15 protein-coding genes are annotated in these 25,447 nt (G+C 50.5%); 6 read left to right on the top strand and 9 right to left on the bottom strand.

The genetic code is table 11. The features are described from left to right. Positions 1-3: 3 nt before the first annotated feature. The 3 genes from kdsA to NT239_00830 form a co-directional block, all read right to left on the bottom strand. Positions 4-843: a 3-deoxy-8-phosphooctulonate synthase gene (kdsA, locus tag NT239_00840; protein ID XGA71421.1), complete on the bottom strand. Its 840-nt coding sequence runs from the start codon at positions 841-843 to the stop codon at positions 4-6. 70 nt (positions 844-913) lie between these two features. After that, positions 914-2,566 (bottom strand): CTP synthase, encoded by a 1,653-nt coding sequence (locus NT239_00835; protein XGA71420.1) that lies wholly within the window; start codon positions 2,564-2,566, stop codon positions 914-916. A gap of 112 nt (positions 2,567-2,678) precedes the next feature. Further along, on the bottom strand, positions 2,679-3,557 hold the full coding sequence (locus tag NT239_00830; GenBank protein ID XGA71419.1) for an SDR family NAD(P)-dependent oxidoreductase: 879 nt from the start codon (positions 3,555-3,557) through the stop codon (positions 2,679-2,681). A 160-nt stretch (positions 3,558-3,717) separates the two neighbouring features. On the opposite strand from NT239_00830, the gene phbB reads away from it, so the two are divergent. The 4 genes from phbB to NT239_00810 all read left to right on the top strand — a co-directional run bounded on the left by phbB (position 3,718) and on the right by NT239_00810 (position 10,416). Beyond that, on the top strand, positions 3,718-4,452 hold the full coding sequence (phbB, locus tag NT239_00825; protein ID XGA71418.1) for an acetoacetyl-CoA reductase: 735 nt from the start codon (positions 3,718-3,720) through the stop codon (positions 4,450-4,452). A 233-nt stretch (positions 4,453-4,685) separates the two neighbouring features. Further along, positions 4,686-5,864, top strand: a complete 1,179-nt coding sequence (locus NT239_00820; protein ID XGA71417.1) for an efflux RND transporter periplasmic adaptor subunit — start codon at positions 4,686-4,688, stop codon at positions 5,862-5,864. Positions 5,865-5,879: 15 nt separating this feature from the next. After that, a complete protein-coding gene (locus NT239_00815; GenBank protein XGA71416.1) occupies positions 5,880-9,014 on the top strand; it encodes a multidrug efflux RND transporter permease subunit in 3,135 nt (1,044 codons plus the stop codon). After that, the gene (locus NT239_00810) at positions 9,007-10,416 is read left to right on the top strand and encodes an efflux transporter outer membrane subunit (protein ID XGA71415.1); all 1,410 of its coding nucleotides are present in this window, start codon (positions 9,007-9,009) and stop codon (positions 10,414-10,416) included. The genes NT239_00815 and NT239_00810 overlap by 8 nt, the downstream gene beginning before the upstream one ends. Before the next feature lie 96 nt (positions 10,417-10,512). On the opposite strand, the gene tyrS is transcribed toward NT239_00810, so the two are convergent. Then, positions 10,513-11,802: a tyrosine--tRNA ligase gene (tyrS, locus tag NT239_00805; protein ID XGA71414.1), complete on the bottom strand. Its 1,290-nt coding sequence runs from the start codon at positions 11,800-11,802 to the stop codon at positions 10,513-10,515. 272 nt (positions 11,803-12,074) lie between these two features. Between tyrS and mfd the strand changes: the two genes are divergently transcribed. Beyond that, on the top strand, positions 12,075-15,479 hold the full coding sequence (mfd, locus tag NT239_00800) for a transcription-repair coupling factor (GenBank protein ID XGA71413.1): 3,405 nt from the start codon (positions 12,075-12,077) through the stop codon (positions 15,477-15,479). Continuing rightward, on the top strand, positions 15,479-19,561 hold the full coding sequence (locus NT239_00795; protein XGA71412.1) for a DEAD/DEAH box helicase: 4,083 nt from the start codon (positions 15,479-15,481) through the stop codon (positions 19,559-19,561). The genes mfd and NT239_00795 overlap by 1 nt, the downstream gene beginning before the upstream one ends. Before the next feature lie 48 nt (positions 19,562-19,609). On the opposite strand, the gene NT239_00790 is transcribed toward NT239_00795, so the two are convergent. The 5 genes from NT239_00790 to NT239_00770 all read right to left on the bottom strand — a co-directional run bounded on the left by NT239_00790 (position 19,610) and on the right by NT239_00770 (position 25,359). After that, positions 19,610-19,963: a hypothetical protein gene (locus tag NT239_00790; GenBank protein XGA71411.1), complete on the bottom strand. Its 354-nt coding sequence runs from the start codon at positions 19,961-19,963 to the stop codon at positions 19,610-19,612. Beyond that, positions 19,964-21,475 carry a serine hydrolase gene (locus tag NT239_00785; protein XGA71410.1) on the bottom strand — a complete coding sequence of 504 codons (1,512 nt, stop codon included), beginning with the start codon at positions 21,473-21,475 and terminating at the stop codon, positions 19,964-19,966. A 98-nt stretch (positions 21,476-21,573) separates the two neighbouring features. Beyond that, a complete protein-coding gene (locus NT239_00780; protein XGA71409.1) occupies positions 21,574-23,031 on the bottom strand; it encodes a beta-lactamase family protein in 1,458 nt (485 codons plus the stop codon). A gap of 65 nt (positions 23,032-23,096) precedes the next feature. Further along, positions 23,097-24,095, bottom strand: a complete 999-nt coding sequence (locus tag NT239_00775; GenBank protein ID XGA71408.1) for a helix-turn-helix domain-containing protein — start codon at positions 24,093-24,095, stop codon at positions 23,097-23,099. Positions 24,096-24,183: 88 nt separating this feature from the next. Further along, on the bottom strand, positions 24,184-25,359 hold the full coding sequence (locus tag NT239_00770; protein XGA71407.1) for a L,D-transpeptidase family protein: 1,176 nt from the start codon (positions 25,357-25,359) through the stop codon (positions 24,184-24,186). Positions 25,360-25,447: the final 88 nt, after the last annotated feature.

The raw sequence follows: 25,447 nt of genomic DNA, 5'->3' as shown, positions 1-25,447 counted from the left end.
TTATTACAAAGTATGCTCAATCAAGGAGTGTGCCTTAACGACACGATCAATGTCCTTGAGCGTAATCAGTAATTCTTTGATCCGGCCTAATGGCATTGAATTTGGACCATCAGAAAGCGCTTCGCATGGGTTTGGATGCGTTTCCATAAACAAACCAGCAATCCCTGAAGCGACCGCCGCACGCGCCAGCACCGGCACCATTTCACGCTGACCACCTGAGCGATCACCCTGACCACCAGGCTGTTGCACCGAGTGCGTTGCATCAAACACAACTGGGCAGCCGGTTTCACGCATTGTCATCAGGCCGCGCATATCGCTAACCAAGGTGTTGTAACCAAACGAAGTACCGCGATCACAAACCATCAAGTTATCCAGACCGCCGTTGGCTTCTTTGCCCTTAGCGATTACGTGCTTCATATCCCAAGGCGCCATGAATTGGCCTTTTTTGATATTCACGGGCTTGCCAGTGGCACACACGGCATGGATAAAGTCGGTTTGGCGCGCCAAAAACGCTGGGGTTTGCAACACATCCACCACTGAGGCCACAATCGGCGCTTCAGCTTCAGTGTGAACGTCGGTTAAAACCGGCACACCAATTTGCTTTTTCACTTCCGATAAAATGCGCAAGCCTTCATCGATACCCAAACCACGGAATGATTTACCGGACGAGCGATTGGCTTTATCGAAACTCGATTTATAGATAAATGGGATATCAAGTGCCGTACAAATTTCCTTGAGCTGCCCCGCTGTATCAAGCGCCATTTGCTCGCTTTCAATCACACATGGGCCGGCGATGAGAAACAAAGGCTGATCAATCCCAACCTCAAATCCGCACAGTTTCATAAATACCCCTAATTGTATTGCTCTGAAGATAGCTTGAGGCATTACCTAGAAGGCAATACCCCAAGTGAGATTAGCAGCTTAGACCTTCGCGACCATTTTCTTTCGCGTAGGCAATTGCCGCCTCAATATACGATTTGAACAATGGATGACCATCGCGTGGTGTTGAAGTAAATTCAGGGTGGAATTGACACGCGAAGAACCAGCGGTGCTCTGGCAACTCAATCGTTTCTACTAATTGCTCTGCGCCCACCGATTTACCACTAATTTTCAGGCCAGCCGCTTCAAGACGCGCCAAGTAGTAGTTGTTCACTTCATAACGGTGACGATGACGCTCGGTAATGACTTCATTGCCATAAATTTGTGCTGCAAGCGAACCGGCATCCAGACGGCACTCTTGTGCGCCTAGACGCATCGTGCCACCCATATTTGAGTTTTCGTCACGTTTTTCGACTTTACCGTCGTGATTCACCCACTCGTCAATCAATGCAACCACTGGGAATTCGGTTTCCAGATCAAACTCGGTTGAGTTCGCACCGGTCATGCCAGCCATATCTCGCGCAAATTCAATCAACGCAATTTGCATACCCAAACAAATACCCATGTATGGAATATTGTTTTCGCGTGCAAAACGCACTGCAACGATCTTACCTTCGACGCCGCGCTTACCAAAACCGCCCGGCACCAAGATCGCGTCCATGTCTTTCAGGCAAGACGCACCTTCAGTTTCCAGCGACTCTGAATCGACGAAGTGAATTTTCACTTCTGAGCGAGTATGAATACCCGCGTGACGCAACGCTTCGATCAACGATTTGTACGATTCAGTCAGGTCAACGTACTTGCCAACCATTGCGATATTGACGGTTTGTTTTGGATTTTGGATCGCATCAACGATACCATCCCAAACCGACAAATTCGCTTTTGGCAAATCAAGACCAAATTGCTTGCAAATGATCTCGTCAATGCCTTGCTCAGACAATACGCGAGGAATTTTGTAAATCGAATCCAAATCAGGACATGAAATCACTGCTTTTTCAGCCACATTGGTGAATAAAGCAATTTTACGACGCTCTTCATCAGGCACCATGCGGTCTGCACGGCAGATCAAGATATCCGGCTGAATACCGATTTCACGCAACTCTTTCACACTGTGCTGAGTTGGTTTGGTTTTAATTTCGCCAGCTGCTGCAATGTATGGCACATACGACAGATGCACGAAGCACGTGCTGTCTTTGCCGAGCAACACGCCCATCTGACGAATGGCTTCAAGAAATGGCAGTGACTCGATATCGCCGACAGTACCACCAACCTCAATGACAGCGACTTCAGCACCTTCCGAACCGCGCTCGATAAAGAGGCGCATTTCATCAGTAATGTGAGGAATAACCTGTACAGTTTTGCCCAAATAATCACCACGACGCTCCTTTTTGAGCACCGAGTCATAAATTTGACCCGTCGTGAAATTATTTCGCTTCTGCATTTTTGACGTAATAAAGCGTTCGTAATGGCCCAGATCCAAGTCGGTTTCCGCGCCATCTTCGGTGACGAATACTTCACCATGTTGCATTGGGCTCATCGTGCCAGGATCCACGTTGATATACGGATCCAATTTCATCATGGTGACTTTAAGGCCGCGAGACTCAAGGATTGAGGCTAAAGAGGCAGCGGCAATGCCTTTACCGAGTGATGAAACAACACCACCGGTAACGAAGATATACTTGGTCATGTTAAGAGCGCACAAGTTTGAATCCCCTATTCTACCTGAACCACAGCCTCAATCTCAATTCTGGACAAACTAAAATTTCTGTGCATTTGCCGCATCAGCAATAAAAAACACCTCAATCACGCTTTCGGCCATAAGAAAACCCAGGCTCATCACCTGACGCCGCGAGCAAAACACGATCCAACAAGCGAGATGACAGAATTCGCTTCAAAAATGCAAAAACCTTAGTGGGTGTTGTAACCCGATACCGCACAGCAGGGGTTTTAACCTCTAGCGCCCGCAACAACACTTCCAAAACCGCCTCTTCCGGCAAAGTAAACGGCGCTACTGGACCAGCTTTTTTTAATCTAGCGTCCATCACTTGATAGGACGGCAGATGAAAACTCAATTCAGGCTTAATCCATCGATAAAACTGCTCCGCTGCATTAGCCCTAAAGCGACTAACAATTGGACCTGGCTCAATTAAGGACACAAAAATACCACTACCTTGCAACTCCAAACGCAAGGTGTCCGCAAAACCTTCCAACGCAAATTTACTAGCGTTATAAGCTCCACGATATGGCATGGCCGCAAATCCAAGCACCGAACTATTAAAAACCACCCTTCCATAGCCTTGTCGTCGAAAAATCGGCAACACTTGATTAGTCAATTCAATTGCACCAAACACATTGGTTTCAAATTGATAACGCATAGCTGCTCGGCTCAAATCCTCCACTGCGCCAGGCACACCAAAGCCCGCATTATTAAATACGGCATCAAGATTGCCCCCTGTTTGCGTCAAAACCCATTGCACACCCGAAAAAATAGATTCGCTATCCGCTACGTCCAAAAGCAAAGCGTCTGCCAAACCCAAATCTTTCAATCTCTCAACATCTTCTGCGGATCGCGCCGAAGCAAAAACCCGCCAGCCTTTTTTCAGCAGACCTTGCGCACAAGCCAAGCCAATGCCACTCGAGCAGCCCGTAATTAAAATACTTCTTAATCGATGCGACATTTAAAGTGTATCCATTCTGACACCATGAAATTGAATTGCATTTACATTAGGGGTATCCCCTAGCTACGATCAGCAAGCTGAAATTATGTTTCACGCAAGCATTTTCGCTTTAAGCAGGCCAAAATCAAGCAAGTTATAAATCAATACAGGATATACAAGAATGGCAAAAGTAGCTCTCGTCACGGGCGGCATGGGTGGCATTGGAACAGCAATTTGTCGCAAACTGGCAGATGACGGTTTCGTTGTGGTAACAACATACTCCCGCCCTGGAAAAGAGGCAGCATGGCTGGATGAGAATAAAGCCGCAGGTTATCAATTTCATGCCTTTGAGTGCGATGTCACTAATTTTGACGCCTGCGTGGCTCTAGCCCAAAAAATCACCGACACGGTAGGCCCTGTCGATGTACTGGTGAATAACGCAGGAATTACTCGAGATGCTAGCTTCAAGAAACTTGGTAAAACTGATTGGGATGCAGTTATTGGTACGAATTTAGATTCTGTTTTCAATGTATCGAAACAGTTTGTTGACAGCATGGTTGATCGCAACTGGGGCCGCATCATCAACATCTCTTCGATTAATGGGCAAAAAGGGCAGTTTGGCCAAACCAACTACTCCGCAGCTAAAGCAGGCATGCATGGCTTCACTATGGCGCTGGCCCAAGAAGTTGCGCGCAAAGGGGTAACAGTTAACACAGTTTCTCCAGGCTATATCGCCACAGACATGGTCATGGCTGTACCTGAAGAAGTACGCAATAAAATTGTGGCGCAAATTCCAGTTGCACGCCTAGGTAAACCCGAAGAAATCGCAGGTCTAATTGGCTATCTTGCTTCAGATGTAGCCGGCTTCATGACTGGCGCCAATTTAGCCATCAATGGCGGTCAACACACCTGCTAATCCACTGCAAGCAATCAAGCTTCAAAGCCGCCTCATGGCGGCTTTTTAATTTTCAGAAAGCAATATCTAAAATGCATTTCTACACTATCTTCTAAAGTACTTTTCCGTCACAATCATCGGTTAGAATTTTTCGTAATCTTCGCGAAAACAAATGTCGCGAATGAGTTAATCTAAGTAAATACCAAGCACTGGTTTTATTCGACTCAGAATAATACGCAACCTTCGGAGAAATCATGGCCCCAACGCGCACAAACACGCCCACCTTAAAAACAATAACAATCGTCGCTTCAGCCTTATTTCTCTCTGCTTGTGGCGAGAAAGCAGCGCCACCAGCCCCACCGCCGGCCCCAGTAGCAGTCATTACTGTCCAACCAACTTCTGCCCCGATGTCCTTCGAGATGGTTGGCGAAACAGCCGGCTATCGTGACGTCGAAGTTCGCTCTCGCGTCAATGGCATTTTGCTAAAACGCACCTACATCGAAGGTCAATCTGTCAGCGCTGGTCAAGTTCTATTTGAAATCGACCCTGAACCGTACAAAGCCGCGCTAGATCAAGCCAAAGGCGGGTTATCAATCGAGATCGCAAAACTAGAAAAAGCACGCGCTGACCGAGACCGTATAATTCCACTATTCAAAGAAAATGCAGTCAGCCGCAAAGACTACGACGATGCCATGTCAGCCCACGCCGCCGCTGTTGCAAGCCATCAAGCGGCCGAAGCCAAGGTTCGCGAAGCACAATTGAACTTAGGTTACACCAAAGTCGTTGCGCCAATTTCTGGCATGACCAGCACAGTCGCTCAATCTGAGGGTAGCCTAGTCAGCACAGCGGGCGACTCTGGGAAATTAACCACTATTTCACAGCTAGACCCCCTCTATGTAACATTCTCTTACTCTGAAGAGGACCGACAGCGCATGGAGTCTTTGGAAAAAAGTAAGAAAATTACGCTCAATGATCAACGGAATCTTAAAGCACGCATCCAACTGGCCGATGGCAGCTTTTACGAAGAGACTGGCAAGCTCGACTTCTCTGATAACCGTGTCGACCCCAAAACGGGCACCATCCGCGCGCGAGCCATTTTCAGCAACCCCAAAGCACAGCTTCTACCTGGGCAGTTTGTTCGTTTACATCTAGATTTTGGCAAGGCAAACAATGCCATCCTGATTCCAGAGCGCGCCATTGTTCAATCGCAGGCGGATAAATTGGTCATGACCGTCGACAAAGACAATAAAGTATCCCCGCGCACCGTTAAAGTTGGCCGCACACAATCGGATGGCATGGTTAGAGTCGAGTCTGGCCTTCAACAAGGCGACATTGTAATTGTCGAAGGCATTATGAAAGCAAAACCGGGCTCTACAGTAAAACCAGTACAGGCCAACGCCTCGCAAGCCAGCCAAGTGCAAGCGACTAAATAATCCGCCGAGGACTCTATGTTTTCTAAATTCTTTATTGAGCGGCCCATTTTTGCCAGCGTGATTTCGATTATTATCGTGCTCGCTGGTTTAGCGGCCATGCGCTCACTTCCAGTTGAACAATACCCAGGCATCACCCCACCTGTAGTGTCAGTCACAGCTTTTTACCCGGGCGCTACACCAGACGTCATTGCTCAGACCGTCGCGGCACCGCTAGAGCAGCAGATCAACGGTGTAGAGAACATGATCTATGTTCAATCTGGCTCTGCTTCCAATGGCCAAATGTCACTAAACGTTTACTTTGAAATCGGCACAGACCCGGATCAGGCGACGATCAACGTCAATAATCGAGTCTCTGCTGCGATGGCGCAGCTACCTGAAGAAGTGAAACGGCAGGGTGTAACGGTCAAAAAGAAATCAACGTCAATCTTGAACGTAATCGCACTTAGCTCCCCAAAAGGTAGCTACGACACGACCTACTTATCGAACTATGCACTGCTAAATATCGTAGACGAAATCAAGCGAATCCCAGGTGTTGGTGACCTGCAAATGTTTGGCGGCACCGACTACGCAATGCGCGTTTGGCTGCGCCCTGATCGTATTTCACAATTGGGTATTACTACCTCCGATATTTTAAGCGCGATTCGAGAACAAAATGCGCAATTTGCCGCAGGCAAAATTGGCGCCCAACCCACCTCCAGCAAAGTCGACTTCACCTTCACGGTCAATACACAAGGCCGCTTAAAAAGCGTCGAGGACTTTGAAAACATCATTATTCGCGCAACACCGGATGGCGCCAAAACACGCCTAAAAGACGTTGCACGCATTGAGATGGGCGGCAAAGACTACGACCTTCTTGCCAACCTAAACGGCAAACAAGCCGTAGCCATGGGTATTTATTTGCAGCCAGGGGCCAATGCAGTTGCTGTCGCAGACGCGGTTAGCGCAAAAATGGAGTCTCTTAAAGAGCGCTTCCCTAGCGACATTGAATACAGCATCCCTTATGATACGACCGAGTTTGTCAAAGTCTCGATTGAAGCGGTAATCCACACACTACTGGAAGCAATGGTTTTAGTGTTTGTGGTAGTTTATTTATTCTTGCAAAATTTCCGCGCTACACTGATCCCGTGTATCGCAGTGCCAATCTCATTGATTGGTACTTTTGCCGGCATGCTGATGCTCGGCTTCTCGATCAATCTGTTAACACTACTAGGAATGGTTCTGGCCATCGGTATTGTTGTCGACGACGCCATTGTGGTTCTAGAAAACGTTGAACGGATCATGGCGGAGAAAAAATGCTCAGCCAAGGAAGCCTCAATTCTAGCCATGCAGGAAGTAGCAGGGCCGGTGATGGCGATCGTATTGGTACTATGTGCGGTATTCTTGCCAGTAGCCTTTATGGGCGGCATGACCGGTGTGATGTACAAGCAGTTTGCGATCACCATTGCGGTATCGGTTGCCATTTCCGGCCTTGTCGCACTCACACTTACGCCAGCCTTGTGTGCGATTTTGCTTAAAAACACCCACCATCAACCAGCTAAATTCTTTGTTTGGTTTAATGATCGTTTTGACAGCCTAACAAACCGCTATGTTGGTGGTGTTGCCTTTCTGAATCGCCGCGTCGGCATTGCCTTTGCTATTTTTGGCGCAATGGTGGTGACATTGGTACTGCTATTCAAAGCAGTACCAGGTGCACTAGTCCCTGACGAAGACCAAGGCTACTTGCTTAGTGCGGTAATGCTGCCTGATGCTGCTTCATTATCACGCACACAGGCCGTTTCAGCGCAATACGATCAGATGTTGATGGCGAACAAAAACATTGAAAACGTCGTCTCTTTTGTCGGCTTTGACATGCTCTCTGGCGCAGTATTAAGTAATAGTGGGATCACCTTCGTTACACTCAAAGATTGGTCCGAGCGCGAAGGCAAAGGCGACGACTCATTCTCGCTCGCGCAAACCTTTAAAGGCATGGCCTACATGGGCTTGAAGGATGGCTTTGCTGCCACTTTCAATCCTCCGGCAATTAGCGGCATGTCAACAACAGGTGGGCTTGAAGGTTACCTACAAAACCGGGGCACCGGAGACACAGCGCAGTTTGCCAAAGAAGTTCAGCGCTTTGTTGAGGAAGCAAAAAAACGCCCTGAATTTTCTTCGGTCTCAACTACTTTCCGCGCCAACGTGCCGCAAATTTACTTAGACCTAGATCGTGAAAAGGCGAAAGCTTTAGGCGTTAGCATTAACACGGTGTTTGACACCATGCAGGCGACTTTTGGTCAGGTTTATGTGAATGACTTTAATCAGTTTGGGCGCACCTATCGTGTTCAAATGCAATCTGAGGCTGATTTCCGCGCTCGACCTGAAGACATTGCCAATGTTTATGTACGCTCAACCGCTGGCGACATGATTCCTCTCACCAGCTTAGTTCATGTCAAAAACTCAGTAGGACCCGAGCTAACCGAGCGTTTTAACATCTTCCAGGCAGCTAAAATCATGGTTCAGCCAGCACCTGGCATCAGCTCAGGTCAGGCCATCAAAGCCATGGAAGACGTTGAAAAAGAGGTTATGGGCCAAGACTACAAACTCGAATGGACAGGCTCTGCCTACCAGGAAAAGTCAGCTGGCTCATCAGCTTCAATGGCCTTTATCTTCGGCATTGTAATGGTCTTCCTAATTTTGGCTGCGCAGTATGAGCGCTGGACACTCCCGCTTGCCGTGATTACAGCCGTTCCATTCGCCCTATTTGGCGCACTACTAGCGACATGGGCAGTTGGCTTAACCAACAATGTGTACTTCCAAATTGGTTTAGTCACTTTGATTGCGCTAGCGGCCAAGAATGCCATTTTGATCGTTGAGTTTGCTGTGATGAAATACGAGGAAGGAATGAGTCTACTGGACTCAGCGCTTGAAGCCTCTCGCTTGCGTTTCCGTCCTATCGTCATGACTTCATTGGCATTTATTTTGGGTTGCGTTCCGCTTGTTATTTCTGGCGGCGCCGGGGCGGCCAGCCGTAAAGCACTGGGCGTACCTGTGATTGGCGGCATGTTGGCGGCAACATTTATCGCTATCTTTTTCATCCCCCTGTTCTTCCGCTTGATTATGAAACGTTCGGAGAAATCAGTACCGGCTACGACAGGAGAACAACAACATGACTAAAACAATACTCTCCTTATGTATTGCTGGCTTACTAAGCGCCTGCGCTTTTACCCCAGACTACACACCTCCAAGTACGGAATTACCGGTTAGTTCCGTACAAAATGTGGTCGCAAAAGAATGGTGGACACAATTTAATGATCCCACATTAACGACACTGATCGAGGCTGCGCGCAAAAACAATCAAAACCTGGCCATGATTCAAGCCAAAGTGGATGAAGCGCGTGCAGTACTCGGAATCACTTCATCAGAGCAATTACCGCGCATCGGCCTTGGCGGTAGCGCAGGACAGGCCACGCAGTCAAAAGAACTGGGCTACCCTGCCTATACCAACGCTGAGAACTACAAGTTGGTCGGACAAGTGAGCTGGGAGCTCGATATATGGGGGCGTGTACGCAACCTGAGTGCGGCCGCACGAGATGATTTATTTGCCGCACAGTACAATCAAGACGCAGCGATTAGCTCATTATCGGCTGAAGTAGCGCAAGCCTACTTTAATTTACGCGCGCTTGATGCAAAGCGACAAATCACCGAGAACACCATCAAATCGCGTGAAGAAGCCTACGCCCTGCGAAGCAAACGTTTCAAAGGGGGCGTCACCTCTGAGCTAGATGTTCGTCAAGCCGAAGTTGAGCTGGCTAATGCACAGTCGAGCCTACCGGAAATATTACGCGCGATTGCCAGCACTGAAGGCGCATTAAGCATCTTGATTGGTCAATCGCCCAAGAGCCTAATTGAGGATAATATTCCACGTGGCCTAGCCATGGGTTACATTCAGCCTGCACCAAGCATTCCCGCCGAACTTGGCTCTGATTTATTGCTACGCCGACCCGACATTGCCGCTGCTGAATCCAGCTTGCGTGCCAACCGAGCCAGAATACAAGCCGCGCGTGCAGCATACCTGCCACGCATTTCACTCACTGGATTACTTGGCGTCGAAAGCAATGACCTAGGGGCACTTTTTAATAGCAGCGCCCGAACTTGGAGTTTTGCGGGTAATTTGGCAATGCCTTTATTTGACAATGGCTTAACCGCATCACAAATAGATCAGGCCAAGGCCAGAGAGCGTCAAGCCGCGGCGGCTTATCAACTGGCAATTCAAACAGCCTTTGCGGAAACACGCACTGCGCTGGCATCAAATCTGGTGATTGGCGATAAGGTAAAAGCTGACCAAACACAAGTTGACGCCCTCAATCGCCAATTGAAGCTGGCCAATTTGCGTTACGACAACGGCTTTTCTAGCTACCTCGAAGTACTAGATGCTGAGCGCAATCTTTTCGGCGCTCAAATTAGCTTAGTCAACGCGCAACGCGACCAACTAAACTATCGTGTTGAATTATTCAAAGCACTTGGCGGCGGCTGGGAAAAACCAGCAGAAGGAGAAGAGACACAAGCCCCTCATTAACGCCAATAAAAAACCCCGCCATTGCGGGGTTTTTTATTGGGTATTGCCTGCAAGAATTGTTAAAATACCACTTGCAGACCAATACTACCGCCCAGTTTATTTCCAACACACCAAAGCGTAATTTTTCTTGCCTCGGCGAATCAAAGTGTATTGGCCAAACAAACGTTCTGCATCGCCAAACGTAAAATCAAGCGCATCTACTTTCGCACCATTCACAATCACCGCGCCGCTTTGAATAAAGGTGCGCGCTTCAGAGTTTGATTTTGCTAAACCAGCCGCCACCAAGGTCGCAATCAATTGATTATCTGAGCTTGGCAATTGCACGCTTGGCATACCGTCTTGCGCCAATTGCTCGAAGTCATTTTGCGTTAAAGCCGCCAAACTATCGCTAAACAAGTTTTGGCTAATGCGCTGTGCAGCTTCAACTGCCGCGGCACCGTGCACAGTCGCGGTCACTTGCTCAGCCAAAATACGCTGCGCTTCAGGTTTTTTTCCGCTGGTTTTATCCGCTTCTTCAATCGCATCGATTTCCGCGACCGACAAGAAACTGAAGTACTTCAAAAATTTGTACACGTCCGCATCAGCGGTATTGAGCCAGAATTGGTAGAACGCGTAAGGCGAAGTTTTTTTCGCATCGAGCCAGATCGTGCCAGACTCAGTTTTACCAAATTTAGTGCCGTCGGCCTTGGTCACCAGCGGCAATGTCAGACCGAATACTTGTTCTTGGTTCAAACGGCGCGTTAAATCGGTACCCGCCGTAATATTGCCCCACTGATCCGAGCCCCCGATTTGCAACTTACACGCGTAGCGTTTGTTCAATTCGGTAAAGTCGTAGCCTTGCAGCAAGCTGTAAGAGAATTCGGTGTACGAAATACCCTGATCTTCACGTGCGATACGTTGCTGCACCGCTTCTTTTTTGATCATTTGGTTGACTGAGAAATACTTGCCGATATCGCGCAAAAATTCCAACGCGCCCATCCCGCCAAACCAGTCGTAGTTGTTCGACATAATCGCGCCATTCTCGCCTTCAAAGCTTAAAAAAGGTGAAACTTGCGCGCGGATTTTATCAACCCAAGTGGCAATCACATCAGGCGTATTGAGTTTGCGCTCAGTCGCTTTAAAGCTAGGGTCGCCAATCATACCGGTGGCGCCGCCCACCAAGGCGATTGGTTTGTGACCAAATTGCTGAAAGCGTTTCAGCACCAAAATCGGCACCAAAGAACCAATATGTAAGCTATCTGCGGTCGGGTCAAAGCCACAATACAATGTCACAGACTCTTTGGCCAAAAGTTCATTCAGGGCAGCGTGATCGGTGCATTGTGCGATCAAACCACGCGCTTGTAACTCATCGAGCAGATTGGCTTGCTTGAGACTGGTAGACGACATTAAAGACTCCAAAGCTTAACTTGGATGGCCGCAGCCATACAGATCTGAAAGAAAGTCGACTATTCTAGCCCAAATGCCCGTCAAGCCCAATGCCATCGACCATGCTACAAGCCCTCGACGGCAAACACCCGGGGGTATCACCTCAAAATGCAATAACCATATAGCCTTAGTGGATATACAAGGCACAGTATGAATGCGGTATTAATATCATTCGCGCAATGCGCTGTCTGAGCCTGATATAATCGTGAAAACTTCATCTTCGTGTTGATGCCATGACGCTGCCTGCTCTACCTCGTGCCTCTAGCAACCCAGAACGCCTTCAGCTCGCCACGCCACACGGCTCGGGCGACGCGCGACTCCTTGCCGAATACGTGGGCGAGGCTAAATTACTGATCGTGCTAACGGCCAACGCGCAAGAAGCGGCTCGCATTAAAGATGAAATGGCGTTTTTCCTGCCCGAGAAAAGCATCGTCCAGCTCCCCGATTGGGAAACACTGCCCTACGATCATTTCTCGCCGCACTCCGACCTGATTAGCGAACGTCTTGCCGCGCTCTGGCAAGTACGCCAAGGCGCAGCCGATGTGTTGGTTGTGCCGCTTCAAACCGCAATGGGCGTTTTTCCGCCGGTTGAATTTATTACTGGCACGACTTTTTTCCTTAAAAAAGGCGAAAAGCTCGACGCAGAAAAACTGCGCGCCGATATGGCGTTTGCCGGTTACAACCACGTCACGCAAGTGTATGGTCCGGGCGAATTTTCGATTCGCGGCGGTTTGATCGATTTATTCCCTATGGGCAGCACGCTGCCGTTTCGGATTGATTTATTCGATAGCGAAATCGAAACAATCCGCACTTTCGACGTCGATACGCAGCGCAGCCTCTACCCCGTGCCCGAAATTCGCCTGCTGCCAGCGCGAGAATTCCCGACCGATGACGCGGGCAAAACCAAATTTCGCCAGCGCTTTCGCGAGGTGTTTGAAGGTGCGCCAACGAATGCGCGCCTCTACAAAGACATTAGCAATGGCATTATTCCGGCGGGGGTTGAATACTATCTGCCACTTTTTTTCGACGCGACGGCAACGCTATTCGATTACTTACCTAACGACGGGGTATTGGCGCTTCACGGTGATCTAACCTCGGCTGCAGAGCAATACTGGCAAGATATTGCCGAGCGCCATAAGCTCAATATTGGCGACAAAGACCGCCCACTCTTACCACCGCGCGATTTGTTTGTTGCGCCAGACCTTTTGTTTGGCCACATCAAAAAATACCGCCGCCTAGAGTTAACCGCAGGCGAAACCAGCATCACCCAACCGCTGCCCGCGCTCGACGTGGATCGCCGCAGCGAAAATCCAATTACCAAACTGACCGATTTCGCCGCGCACTACCCAGGCCGTTTGCTGCTGGTTGCCGAAAGCTTGGGCCGCCGCGAAACGATGTCGCAGTTTTTTGCTGAATACGGCTTTAAACCGGAATTAGTGGAAGATTGGGCGACAGCCAAAACTAACAAAGCCAAAATCCAGCTAATCGCAGCACCGATTTTCCGTGGCTTTGTGTGGCAGTCTGAATCATTGGCGGTGATTACCGAGGCCGACCTCTACCCTGCCGTCATTCAATCGCGCGGTAAAAAGCAGCAAAAACGCAGCAATACCGATGCGATGCTGCGCGATTTGTCCGAGCTCAAAATTGGCGACCCCGTCGTGCACGAAGCGCACGGCATTGGCCTGTATATGGGCCTGACGTCGATGGATTTGGGCGATGGCAATACCGAATTACTGCTGATCGAATACGCTGGCGGCGATAAATTGTACGTGCCAGTCAGCCAATTGCACGTTATTTCGCGCTATTCAGGCGGCTCGACTGAAAACGTCAATGTCCACAAGCTCGGCTCTGGCGCTTGGGAAAAGGCCAAGCGCAAAGCCGCCGAACAAGTGCGCGACACCGCCGCTGAATTGCTGAACCTGTACGCGCGCCGCGCCGCGCGCCAAGGCCATGCGTTTGAATGGAGCCATCACGATTACCAAGCCTTTGCCGCCGGCTTTGGCTTTGAAGAAACCGCCGATCAAGCCGCGGCGATTGAAGCTGTATTGGTCGATATGCGCACCACACAGCCAATGGATCGTTTGGTCTGTGGCGACGTAGGTTTTGGTAAAACCGAAGTTGCGCTGCGCGCGGCGTTCTGTGCGGTTGCAGGCGGCAAACAGGTTGCTGTGTTAGTACCAACCACGCTATTGGCCGAGCAGCATTATCAAAACTTTGCCGATCGTTTTGCCGACTGGCCGATTAAAGTCGCCGAACTCTCCCGTTTCCGTTCTGGCAAAGAAACCACAGCGGCGATGAAAGGTTTGGCCGATGGCACGATTGATATTGTGATTGGCACGCATAAACTGGTTCAGCCCGACGTTGAGTTTGCCAAACTCGGATTGGTGATCATCGACGAAGAACACCGCTTTGGCGTACGCCAGAAAGAGCAGCTGAAAGCACTGCGCGCCAATGTTGACGTATTGACGCTCACCGCTACGCCGATCCCGCGTACGCTGGCGATGAGCTTGGAAGGCTTGCGCGACTTTTCAGTCATTGCCACTGCACCGAATAAACGACTGGCAGTAAAAACCTTTGTCGCGAAGTTTTCTGACGGCATTATCCGCGAAGCGGTGCTGCGCGAATTGAAACGCGGCGGGCAGGTTTTCTTTTTGCACAATGAAGTCGACACCATCGAAAACATGCGCGAAAAATTGGCGCTACTGTTACCCGAAGCGCGTATCGGCGTCGCGCACGGCCAGATGCGCCCGTCCGACCTTGAGCATGTGATGCGCGATTTTAATCAGATGCGCTTTAATGTGCTGTTGTGTACGACGATTATCGAAACTGGTATCGACATCCCGAATGCCAACACCATCATCATGAACCGCGCCGATAAATTCGGCTTGGCGCAGTTGCACCAAATGCGCGGCCGTGTTGGCCGTAGCCACCACCAAGCCTACGCCTACCTGCTCGTCCCCGACGTGGATGGCATCACCAAGGACGCGAAAAAACGTCTGGAAGCGATTCAAATGATGGAAGAGCTCGGCTCTGGCTTCTACTTGGCGATGCACGACTTGGAAATTCGTGGCGCGGGTGAAGTGCTGGGCGACTCGCAATCGGGCGAAATGCAGGAAATTGGCTTCGCGCTGTATTCACAAATGCTCAAGCAAGCGGTGAAAGCGCTAAAAGCGGGCAAAGAGCCCGATTTGTCACAGCCTTTGGGCGTTACAACAGAAATCAATCTGCACGCGCCCGCCTTGCTGCCGGATGATTACTGCCCCGATGTGAACGAGCGCTTGTCGCTGTATAAACGCCTCGCCAGCGTCGAAAACAACGATGAATTGGGTGACATTCATCAAGAAATGATCGATCGCTTTGGCCTATTGCCCGACGCCGCCAAAGTGCTACTCGACTGCCATCGCCTGCGCATGCTGGCGGGGCCGCTCGGCATTAGCAAAATTGACGCTGCGGACAATGCGATTATTATTCATTTCTTGCCCAAAACCACGGTCGACCCGATGAAGATCATCTCGCTGATCCAGAGCAAGAAAAACTACAAACTGGCGGGCCAAGATAAATTGCGCGTTGAAGGTAATTGGCCAGAGAGCGTATTGCGTGCAGTGCGCGTGAAAGAATTGCTGAACGAGTTGCACTAATGATCGCCAACGCCATCGAGAACGGCGAGCTCGACCTCGCCGACTGGCCTTTGCTCGCCGCTTTTGCCTGCTATGGCACGGGTTTGGCGCAAAACCGCTTGTTTAGCATTATCAATGACGCGCAAGCGCCGTCCGAGATTCACTTTACGCTGGAAGGCCTGAAAGCCGGTATGGCGCGGCTGATGCTCAAGCGCGTGATCAAATCGGCTGCGATTCAAGGCTTTGAGATCGACCCGCAATGGCAATGGGCGGTACTGGTGCAGTTGCAACACGAGGGCAGCCTGCAAACTTGGCTTAATATCACGCGCAAACATCAGCCCGTGATACAGCCGTGGGAAGCGGGCAGCCAGCGCGCTTGGGCGCAACGCGCGCTGCAAGCGGCATTAAGTGACGACGCGCTCGAATGCGGGCAAGCGCTATTTCAAATGAGCAGCGCGGGCGTTAGCCCCGATTCGCTACTGCGCCACCCTGCCCACCTTCTGTTTCAGCCTGCCGCCAAAGATCTATTTCACCTCGCGAGCGCCGACACGCAAAGCGCGCTGCTGAGCGATTATTTTCATTTCGCCTGCCGTGCGCTGCTACCAGCCAGCGCGCAATATCACTTTGCTGCTGCGCAATTTAAAGAGCGCTTCGCTGCGGCTAGCGAGATTGCCGAATATTTAAGCTGGCAAGCGATTTTGCGTGGTGATTTGGGCAAGATTCAAACTTTTCATGCGTATTTAGAGCCACAAACGCAAGCTGAATTTGCCATCGTTTTATCCGTGCTCAAAGGCGATTACGCGCGCAGCGCAAAATTGGGCTTTGATTTTGTACTGGCGCTCAAAAAGCTCAGCAATAAGCGCAAGGTCGGTATCGCTGGGCACGCTGGCCTGTTTTACAGCGCTGCGCTGTTTAGCGAGCCGCATAATGGCGAATACCACGCCGCGCTGCTTACGCAGTTTGAAGTCGGCGATAAATCGCGTTATTCCAGCGTTTACGATGTGCATTTACCGTGGATTCTGCAAATTGCCAAATCCATGCCTGCACCGATCCAAAATTATGAAATCCCGCCGCCGTCATTTGGCCTCGATGGATTGTTTGAATTACTGCTGCTGTACTGGCAACAACAGGAATTGGACTCGGAGTGGCAATCTGCACTAGAGGAACGGCTAGAACAATGGCAGCAATACGCGTGGGCACGCGAAGAATTGGCGCTGCTGCTTGATCGCGCGTACGAAACGCATCACTCAACACCGAATTGGCACGCCGAGCGCGGTATTAAGCCGCTAATCGATATCGTCAAGCTCGAACCCGTCTGGCAGCGCGCACTGACCGCCTTGAGCCAATTTAATAAAACGCCAGCGCAAGCCCCTGCCGCCAGCATTCGTCTGGCATGGCTAGTCACTGCGGGCCGCAGCGGCGTGTTACTCGAGCCGCGCGAGCAAAAGATCAGCGCAAAAGGCGTTTGGAGCAAAGGCCGTGCAGTTGCGCTAAAACGTCTGTTACAAGGCGATGCTAGCCTTAATTACTTATCTGATGCGGATAAAAAAATCAGCAGGTATATCACTGCAGATTATAATTTCTATGGCGACTCAGGCTATACCCTTGATGGCGAAGCCGCACTACCCGAGCTCATCAATCACCCGCATGTTTTTTGGAGCGACTCGCCCGATGTGCGTATTGATATAGTCGCCGGCGAAATCACGCTCAATTTAAAAGAGACCACCGGCAAAATCTCGCTCAAGCTCGACCCTGAAGTCATTGCTGGAAATACGGTGCTGTGGCGCAAAGAAACGCCGACGCGCCTTGCCGTATACCGCATCACGCCCGATATCACGCAAATCGCGGGCATTTTGGGCAAGGGGCTGACCGTTCCCGCCGAAGCCAAACCGCAGTTGGTGGAGGCGATTACCGCAATTGCGCCGCATATTACGATTCATTCCGACCTGCCCGAGCTATCCGCTCACATCGACAGCATCGCCGCCAGCCCACAGATTTACGCGCATTTATTGCCGATTGAAAGCGGCTTGCGGCTACAGTTCTTGGTCCGCCCGCTGCCCGAAGCGGGCTGGTTTACGCCGGGCAAAGGCGCGGCCAATGTGCTGGGCGAGCTGGATGGTAAAACGGTACAAGCGCAGCGCGATTTACGCGCGGAAAAACAAGCGCACCAACAGATTTTGAACTACTGCACCGCGCTGGCCGATGCGGTGCACGACGATCAAACTTGGCAGCTCGATACGCCAGAATTGTGTTTGGAATTACTCAGCCAATTGCGCGCCCTGCCTGAAGGACAAGTTGAACTGGTTTGGCCCGAAGGCGAGCGCTTTAGACTGAAAGCCACGCGCGGCATGAGCCAGCTACGCATGGGGATTAAGCAGCAGGGCGATTGGTTTGTTGTTAACGGTGAAATTGAGATCGACGGCGGCAAAGTGCTGCAATTGCGCCAACTACTGTCGCTACTCGACGGTGCGCCGGGGCGTTTTATTCAATTGGGCGACAACGATTATTTGGCGCTTACCGATAATCTACGCCGCCGTTTGGAAGAACTGCGCGCCTTATCGGATGACAGCAAAGACGGCTTGCGAGTCAACCTGCTCGCCAGCGGCGCGCTATCTGAACTCGCGTTAGAGGCCGGTGAAGTTCAGGCCGATAAAGCCTGGCAAGCGCATCTGGCCAAGCTCGACACCCTAGCGCAGCACCAGCCTAAAGTACCATCGACCTTGCAAGCGACGCTGCGCGATTATCAGCTCGAAGGTTTTCAATGGCTATCTCGCTTGGCGCACTGGGGCGTAGGCGCATGTTTGGCCGACGATATGGGCTTGGGCAAAACGGTACAAACGCTGGCGCTATTGCTTGAACGCGCGCCCAACGGCCCCGCGCTGGTCGTTGCGCCGACGTCGGTAGCGATTAACTGGCAAGCCGAAGCAGCGAAATTTGCGCCAACGCTAAAAATTCGCAATTTTCAGGTCAATCGCAATTTAAGTGACTTGTCACCTTTCGATCTTGTTATTGTGAGCTACGGCCTGTTCCAACTGGAAGCCGAAAACTTCGCCACAGCGCATTGGCACACCGTGGTGCTCGATGAAGCGCAGGCGATTAAAAACGGCCAAACTCGCCGCAGCCAAGCTGCGATGGCCTTGCAGGCCGACTTTAAAATGATCGCCACCGGCACGCCGATGGAAAACCATCTGGGCGAATTGTGGAATCTGTTCCGCTTTATCAACCCCGCACTACTGGGCTCGCAAGAACGGTTTAAAAAGCGCTTTGCGCAACCGATTGAAGACGGGCAAAGCGACGCGAAACACGCCAAACTGGCGCTCAAAAAACTGATCGCGCCGTTTATGCTGCGCCGAACCAAAACGCAGGTACTGACCGAGCTACCCGCGCGCACCGAAATCACGCATAAAGTGCCGCTATCGAGCGAAGAAATGCATTTGTACGAGGCGCTACGCCAGCAAGCGGTGGAAAAACTCGACGCGATGAAGCCACAGGAAGGCAATAAACCGCTGCAAGTGCTAACCGAAATCACCAAATTGCGCCGCTTTTGCTGTAACCCTAGATTGGTGATGCCCGAGAGCCAAATGGCGGGCAGCAAGCTGATCGCCTTTGCCGAAATCGCCGAAGAATTGCTCGATAACAACCATAAAGCCTTGGTGTTTAGCCAGTTTGTTGACCATCTGGCGATCGTGCGCGACTGGCTGGATAGTAAACAGATCAGTTACCAATATCTGGATGGCAGCACCAGCATTAAGCAACGGCAAAAAGCGGTGAACGATTTTCAGGCCGGTATTGGCGATATTTTCCTGATTAGCCTGAAAGCCGGCGGGTCAGGGCTCAACCTCACCGCCGCGGACTATGTGATCCACCTCGATCCATGGTGGAACCCCGCGGTCGAAGATCAAGCGTCGGACCGTGCACACCGCATGGGTCAGCAAAGACCGGTGACGATTTACCGACTGGTGGCGGAAGGCACGATTGAAGAGCAAATCGTTGCGCTGCACCACGATAAACGCGATCTGGCCGATTCATTGCTCGAGGGAGGCGAGGCCAGCGGCAAACTGGATTCAGAAGCGCTACTGGGCTTACTGAAAAATACCCGCTAAAAATAATGGCCGTGGTGCTTAGCCACGGCCATCCCTGCTATCGCCAGCTCAGGCCAAGAAGGTTTTAAGCTCAGTCCAGAAGAAAAATGACGCACACAGCAGCAGCAAGCAAACCCCAGTAAATGCACCGAGCACACGCGTCACCGTATAAAACCCACGCCAAGTATTGCTCTGAATGCGTTTATAGCCGCCAGTTCTAGACGCATACCACACCGCAGCGATATACACCCCCATCCCATCATCGGCATCACCAAACGCAATTTCGTTTTTTTCTGGCAGCGCATCGCGATAATGCTCATGCAAATGATCGTAGACCATGCGTGCACAGACTAAATAGAGCAAAGAGCCAGCAAACGATCCCATGATCAGCGTGGGGAAAATATATTGATTAAAAAAGTCCACTTACTGCCCCTTTGCCTGAATGCGCCCAGTAAATTGCGTTGCAAATGCTTCGTTGTCATTTAATTCAACAGACAATGTGTCGCCGCTCAATTGCATTTGATATTCCCACACCCCACCGCCCGTTGGATATTGTGCTTCTAGCGTTAAGGTTTCAGGGTCTAGCCACTTTGCGCGCAAGGCCAAGGTTTCACCATTCGCACTTGGGTCGCGCTGAAAACGATAAGCTCCATCAAGGCCCACACGCCAATGATTGGTTCCGCTGCTTCGATTCCAAAGTGATTTTTTATTCTGCCAATCTACTCGCCATAACAGCGCGCCCGTATCGTTTGGATCGGCGGTGATTTCGAACGCAGTCATGCCAGTTGGGTTGTCACTCAGTTGCCACTTTTTACCTAGCCATTGACGGCCTAGTTTGATGGTATTTTCATCTGGTTTAGGCTGGGCAATGCGCTCGGTTACGGCCTTGAGTTTGGCTTGCGCGGCAGGATTTTCGGGCAAAGCACCTTCAGACAAGGAAGGGGTTAATAAGGGATAAAGATCGTACCACTCCTTCTTTCGCTCGCTCATTTTTCCCGTTACCACCAGCACAATTTTTTGCTGTGGCGCGACAACAATCATTTGCCCATGCCTGCCCTGCGCTTGGAAGGTTTGTTGATTCGGGCTAATCCAAAACCCACGCCGATATTGCATACCCAGTACGGCGGGCAATCCTTCGGCAAGCAACTGGCTAGTCCAACCAGTAGGCAGCAGGCGCTCTTGGGCAATCACACCATCATCAAGCCAAAATTGCCCTAGCCGCGCCATGTCGTGTGGTTTTAAATAAAGTGCCGACTCACCGATAGTGTGCCCTTGTGGGTCGCTGGCCCAACGAAAATCGGTAATACCCAACTTGGCGAACAAGGCCTTGCTGGCTACCTGCGCCATCGGCTCACCCCATGCCTTTTCGACCACGCCAGAGAGCAAATTCATATTGCCGCCGTTGTAGTTAAACACCGCACCGGGTTTGGTAACTAGCGGTAAACCGATCACAAATTGGTGTTGATCTTGGCTGCGATACATCTGATAAATGGTTGAATCTTCGGTGTATGGCCATTCATTCCATTGCAGGCCTGATCGCATATCGACCAAGTTCTCAAGTGATAAACGTTTTTTGTCTTCATCTTGCTCTTTACGCTGCCGGGCTGGATAGAAAGGCAGAACGGCCTGCTGCAGATTGCTGAGTTTGCGCTGCGTAATACTCAAGCCAAGCAATGTAGACACCACCGATTTGGTGACCGAGCGCATATCGTGCAGTTGATTGGGCGCGTAGGGGTAAAAATAGCTATCGAGCACTACTTTGCCATTGCGCATCAATAACACGCTATCAATCGCCCAGCCTTCGCGCTCGATCACTTGCACTAAATTAGCCAGCTTGGCCGAATCAAAGCCTTGCGACTCGGGGCTGGCCACTGGCAATTCGCCAGCCTGAGCAAAAGCCGATAGCAAAGATCCAGCGATGATGATTTTTTTCATACCCATCAGCCGTATTTAACCAAGGTAATTATTTATACTGTCTTACAAAGATATACCCACAAAAATGGTACGGTTGCACAACTGTGATGTGTACCACCTTAGCGACCAAGGGCTATTTTTGCTTCGTCAAAGCTATTGTCGCTGTAGGTCATCACGACCTGTTCATTGTTAAAAACGAAACGGTATTTCCAACGCCAGATATCCTCTACGTATTGGGTCGTTATTTCTAGCGTGCGTTCATTTATCCAACGCCCTCGCACTTGCAGTATTTGCCCATTGCGATCACGTTTTTCCAAATAGCGCCCATCCATCCCGACCGGCCATTCGTTTTTTGCCCAGCCAGCATCGACTTCCCACACGATTGCCGCGGCGTCTTTCGGGTCGGGTTTAAAGCTAACTGCACTGATACCCCAAGGCTTATCGGCAAAACGCCAAGTCCGGTTGTACCATTGCTTGCCAATTTCGCGGGTATTTGCTTGCCCTGTAGGTTTAGCTAGTGATTGCACCGTTTGGGCTAGCTGCGCCTGCGCTAGTGTATTGCTGGCTATAGGCTCGCCACCTTGCGCAATTCGGTGTAATTTATTCAAAAATGCTTTATCGAGTTCAGCCAATTTACCAGTCATCACAATGACCAGCTGATGCTGCGGATCTACCCGGACAAACTGACCGAAAGAGCCTTGAGCATCAAAATACTGCCCACCCAGATTCACCCAAAAGCCACGCTTATACCCCGCGCTTTGTGCTGCTTGGGTATCGGCGAATAATTGGGCCGTCCAACCCGTCGGTAGTAAACGCTCTTGCTCCCAAACGCCATCCTGTAACCACAACTGCCCTAGGCGAGCCAGATCGCGCGTCGTTAAGGCCAAACCCGTTTCACCACCATTGTGACCTTGCGGATCCTTTTGCCAAGTGCTGCGTGCAATGCCAAGTTTGCCAAATAAGTGTTTTTGCGCAATCTCTTGCATAGTCGCACCCCATGCCTGCTCAATGACGCCAGAGAGCAAAACATAATTGCCATTGTTATAGCTAAACGTGCGGCCCGGCACGTCATCCATTGGCTGCTGCAAAACAAATTGCTGCCTGTTTTTGCTTTGCCACAATTGATAATTACTCGACTCTGGGTCGTTCGGCGTTAAAGGAAGCCAAGCCAAGCCTGAGTGCATATCGAGTAAATTTCCTAATGTGATACTGGCTTTGTCGCTTTCCGGTTTGAGTTTGTTGGCGAAGAAGGGTTGAATCGTTTGATTCAGGTTTTTGAGCTTTTGCTGCTGCAGCGAAACCCCCAACAACGTTGAAGTCACACTTTTGGTCACCGAAAAAAGTGGATGCAAAACATCTGCTTGATAAGGGTAGAAATAGCTTTCCAACACCACCTTGCCATTGCGCATGATCAGCACACTATCAATTGCAGCGTCGATGGACTTGATGTCCTTTAGTGCCGCATCAAGCTGCGCCGAGTCGATGCCTTGCGACTCAGGGCTGGCACTGGGCAGATCGGCTGCAAGTGCGCAGTGACTAAACAGAATGATACATAAACAAAGTTTTTTAATACCCACCACCGTACCCCTTTCGCTTTAATATTTAACAATGCTTGCAGGCTTATACCCCAAGCACTGCTGTGCTAAGGGCGTTGTTTGCACACTGGGATATACCAGCGGGTGCAAATTTGCATCTCGGCGTGTAATGGCTGCAGTGCATTACTCATCGGCACTTCGATGTAGCCCGAGCGATGCGCCAAATTCCAACCACTGCTTGGTAGCCAGTAGTTGTAAAAATATTCTTCGACCAAGGTTTCATCAGCCAGCGTGCCTTCAAAGTCGATTTCAACAAATAAGCCGCCTTCAATCTGATCAAACAAAATCGTTTGCTGCCCTGTATGGCGTGCAAAATCAGGGCTATCTTCACTCAGTACAAAACCTGCTTCGTAACGGCACAAGGCTTCTGCCGTCACATTGGCGTTATCCAAATTACGCGCCACGCCGATTAAATCCGGGCGAAACACGCCATTGGCATTGGCCCAATGCAGTAATTCAGCCCATAAATCTAAAATTTGCTCGCGCAATATGCCTTGCCGCCAGATAAAGGCGCGGCGAAACGCGGGTTTTTCAACAATTTGCAGGTTACGGATAAAAGCTGGCCGCTCGCCATGGCGCACTGCTAGAAATTCTTCGCGTCGCGCTGCAAACAAGTCGGATAGTAGCGCATCACCGTAGCCGGGCTTTTTGCATTCCTTGCTATCTTGTTGCTTGATGTGTTGCCAGCGCCAAAAGGAGCCATCGTGCAGCCAAAAATCGCCTTTGCGCCACTCGCTAGCGGTCATACCAAAATGTTGGCGAAAGGCCCGCGCGAAGATCGCTTGCGATTTAAAGCCGCATTGCACCGCAATATCGAGCATCGGAATGGCGGGACGGCGAAAGAGTAAATGCGCCGCCCGTTCAACGCGCATACGGCGCAAGAAGTCATTCGGCGTTTCTTGCGTGAAAGCGGTAAAAATACGGTGAAAGTGATACGGGGAAAAATGCGCAGCTTTGGCCAGATCGGCCAATTCGATATCAGCCTCGCAGTGGCGACGGATGTAGTCTTGGGCCAGATAAACGCGGCGCGAATAGTCAATACTCATAACAGCACGCATACACAACACGGTATGCCATTGTAATCAAGACGCAGCATAAACCAGAGCGCAATACCCCGCCTGTTGCTTATAGATCTTAATTCATCGATGTATTGGTTTTCGACTGGGTCAGAAAAGACTGCTCGCCACTGGGCTGGCTTGGCGCTGGGGCCAGCAAGGCTGAATTTACGCCGCGCGGGCTCAGATAGGCGTTGTAAATATCATCGTACCAGCGCACTTGCTGCTGATCGATTTGCGCTGGCCAATACACAAAATACACTTTCACTGGACGTGCGATGGCTTCGGTATAGGTTTTTTCCGTTGCGATTCTTTGGCTTACTACGCTAGGTTTCACACCCAAGACCCAAGCCGCCAGATCACGCCACTGCTGAACGCGCACGCAGCCTGAGGACGCGGCGCGATTCTCTTTACCGAATAATCCTTTACTGGGCGTGTCGTGCAAATAAATGCCATTACTCGCCGTGAGCTCAAATTTCAAACGCCCCAAAGCATTTTTAGCGCCCGGATCTTGCACATAGCGATAACGGGCAAAATTGCGCTCGCCCGATGCGGCCACCTCAGCCGGATTAACCTCATTGCCATCACTGTCGAGCATACGCAATTTATGCTTTCTAACCTTGGCGACATTAAGCTGACCATCTTTAATCAGGTCATTTTTAATCACAACCGGTGGCGCGCTCCAATTAGGGTTGTATTTAATCGCGGCGATTTGCGTACTAAGTAAAGGCGTGCGCCTATCGTCTTTGCCGATCACAATTTTCGATTCGAGCACAGTTTTGCCGTTCTCATACGCGGTGAGCGTATACGCGGGGATATTGACGACCACATAGCGCTCAGGCGCTTGCTGCGCCAGGGCTTGCATTTGTGGGATTTGCCAATTGAGTAAGGCCAAGCGCTTGGCATCATTTAAATTCAGATTGAATTTAGTTTGTTTATCTAAGATGCCGTCCTCTTTCATGTGCATGCCCAGCTGATACTCACGTACCGAAGCATCTAGCTCGGCATCAAACAGCTCATTCACCGCCATCGGGTAGCCCAGCTCATTAAAACGCTGCTTAGCAACGGCGACGTCAGGCCCTTTACTCCCGCGGCGCAGAGGTCGCTGGGCATTGATTTCGGTCAGCGTTTGCTCACGGGCATGAGCTAGGCTTTTTGCATAGTTTTGCAAAAATTCGATTTCATTTTGTTGTGCTGCCGCGCTCATGCAATACGCCAGCACACTCAAACCAAAGCAAAAACGAAATAAAGCCATACCGAATTTCCTATTGACCCACTACGCCGTAAAGCGATCAATATGCCATTGATCGCCAGAAAATAAACACAAATTAGTAAGTTTTATG

Source organism: Chitinibacter sp. SCUT-21, assembly GCA_041874755.1.
Taxonomy (GTDB): domain Bacteria; phylum Pseudomonadota; class Gammaproteobacteria; order Burkholderiales; family Chitinibacteraceae; genus Chitinibacter.
This window is presented reverse-complemented; position numbering and strand designations above follow the sequence as displayed.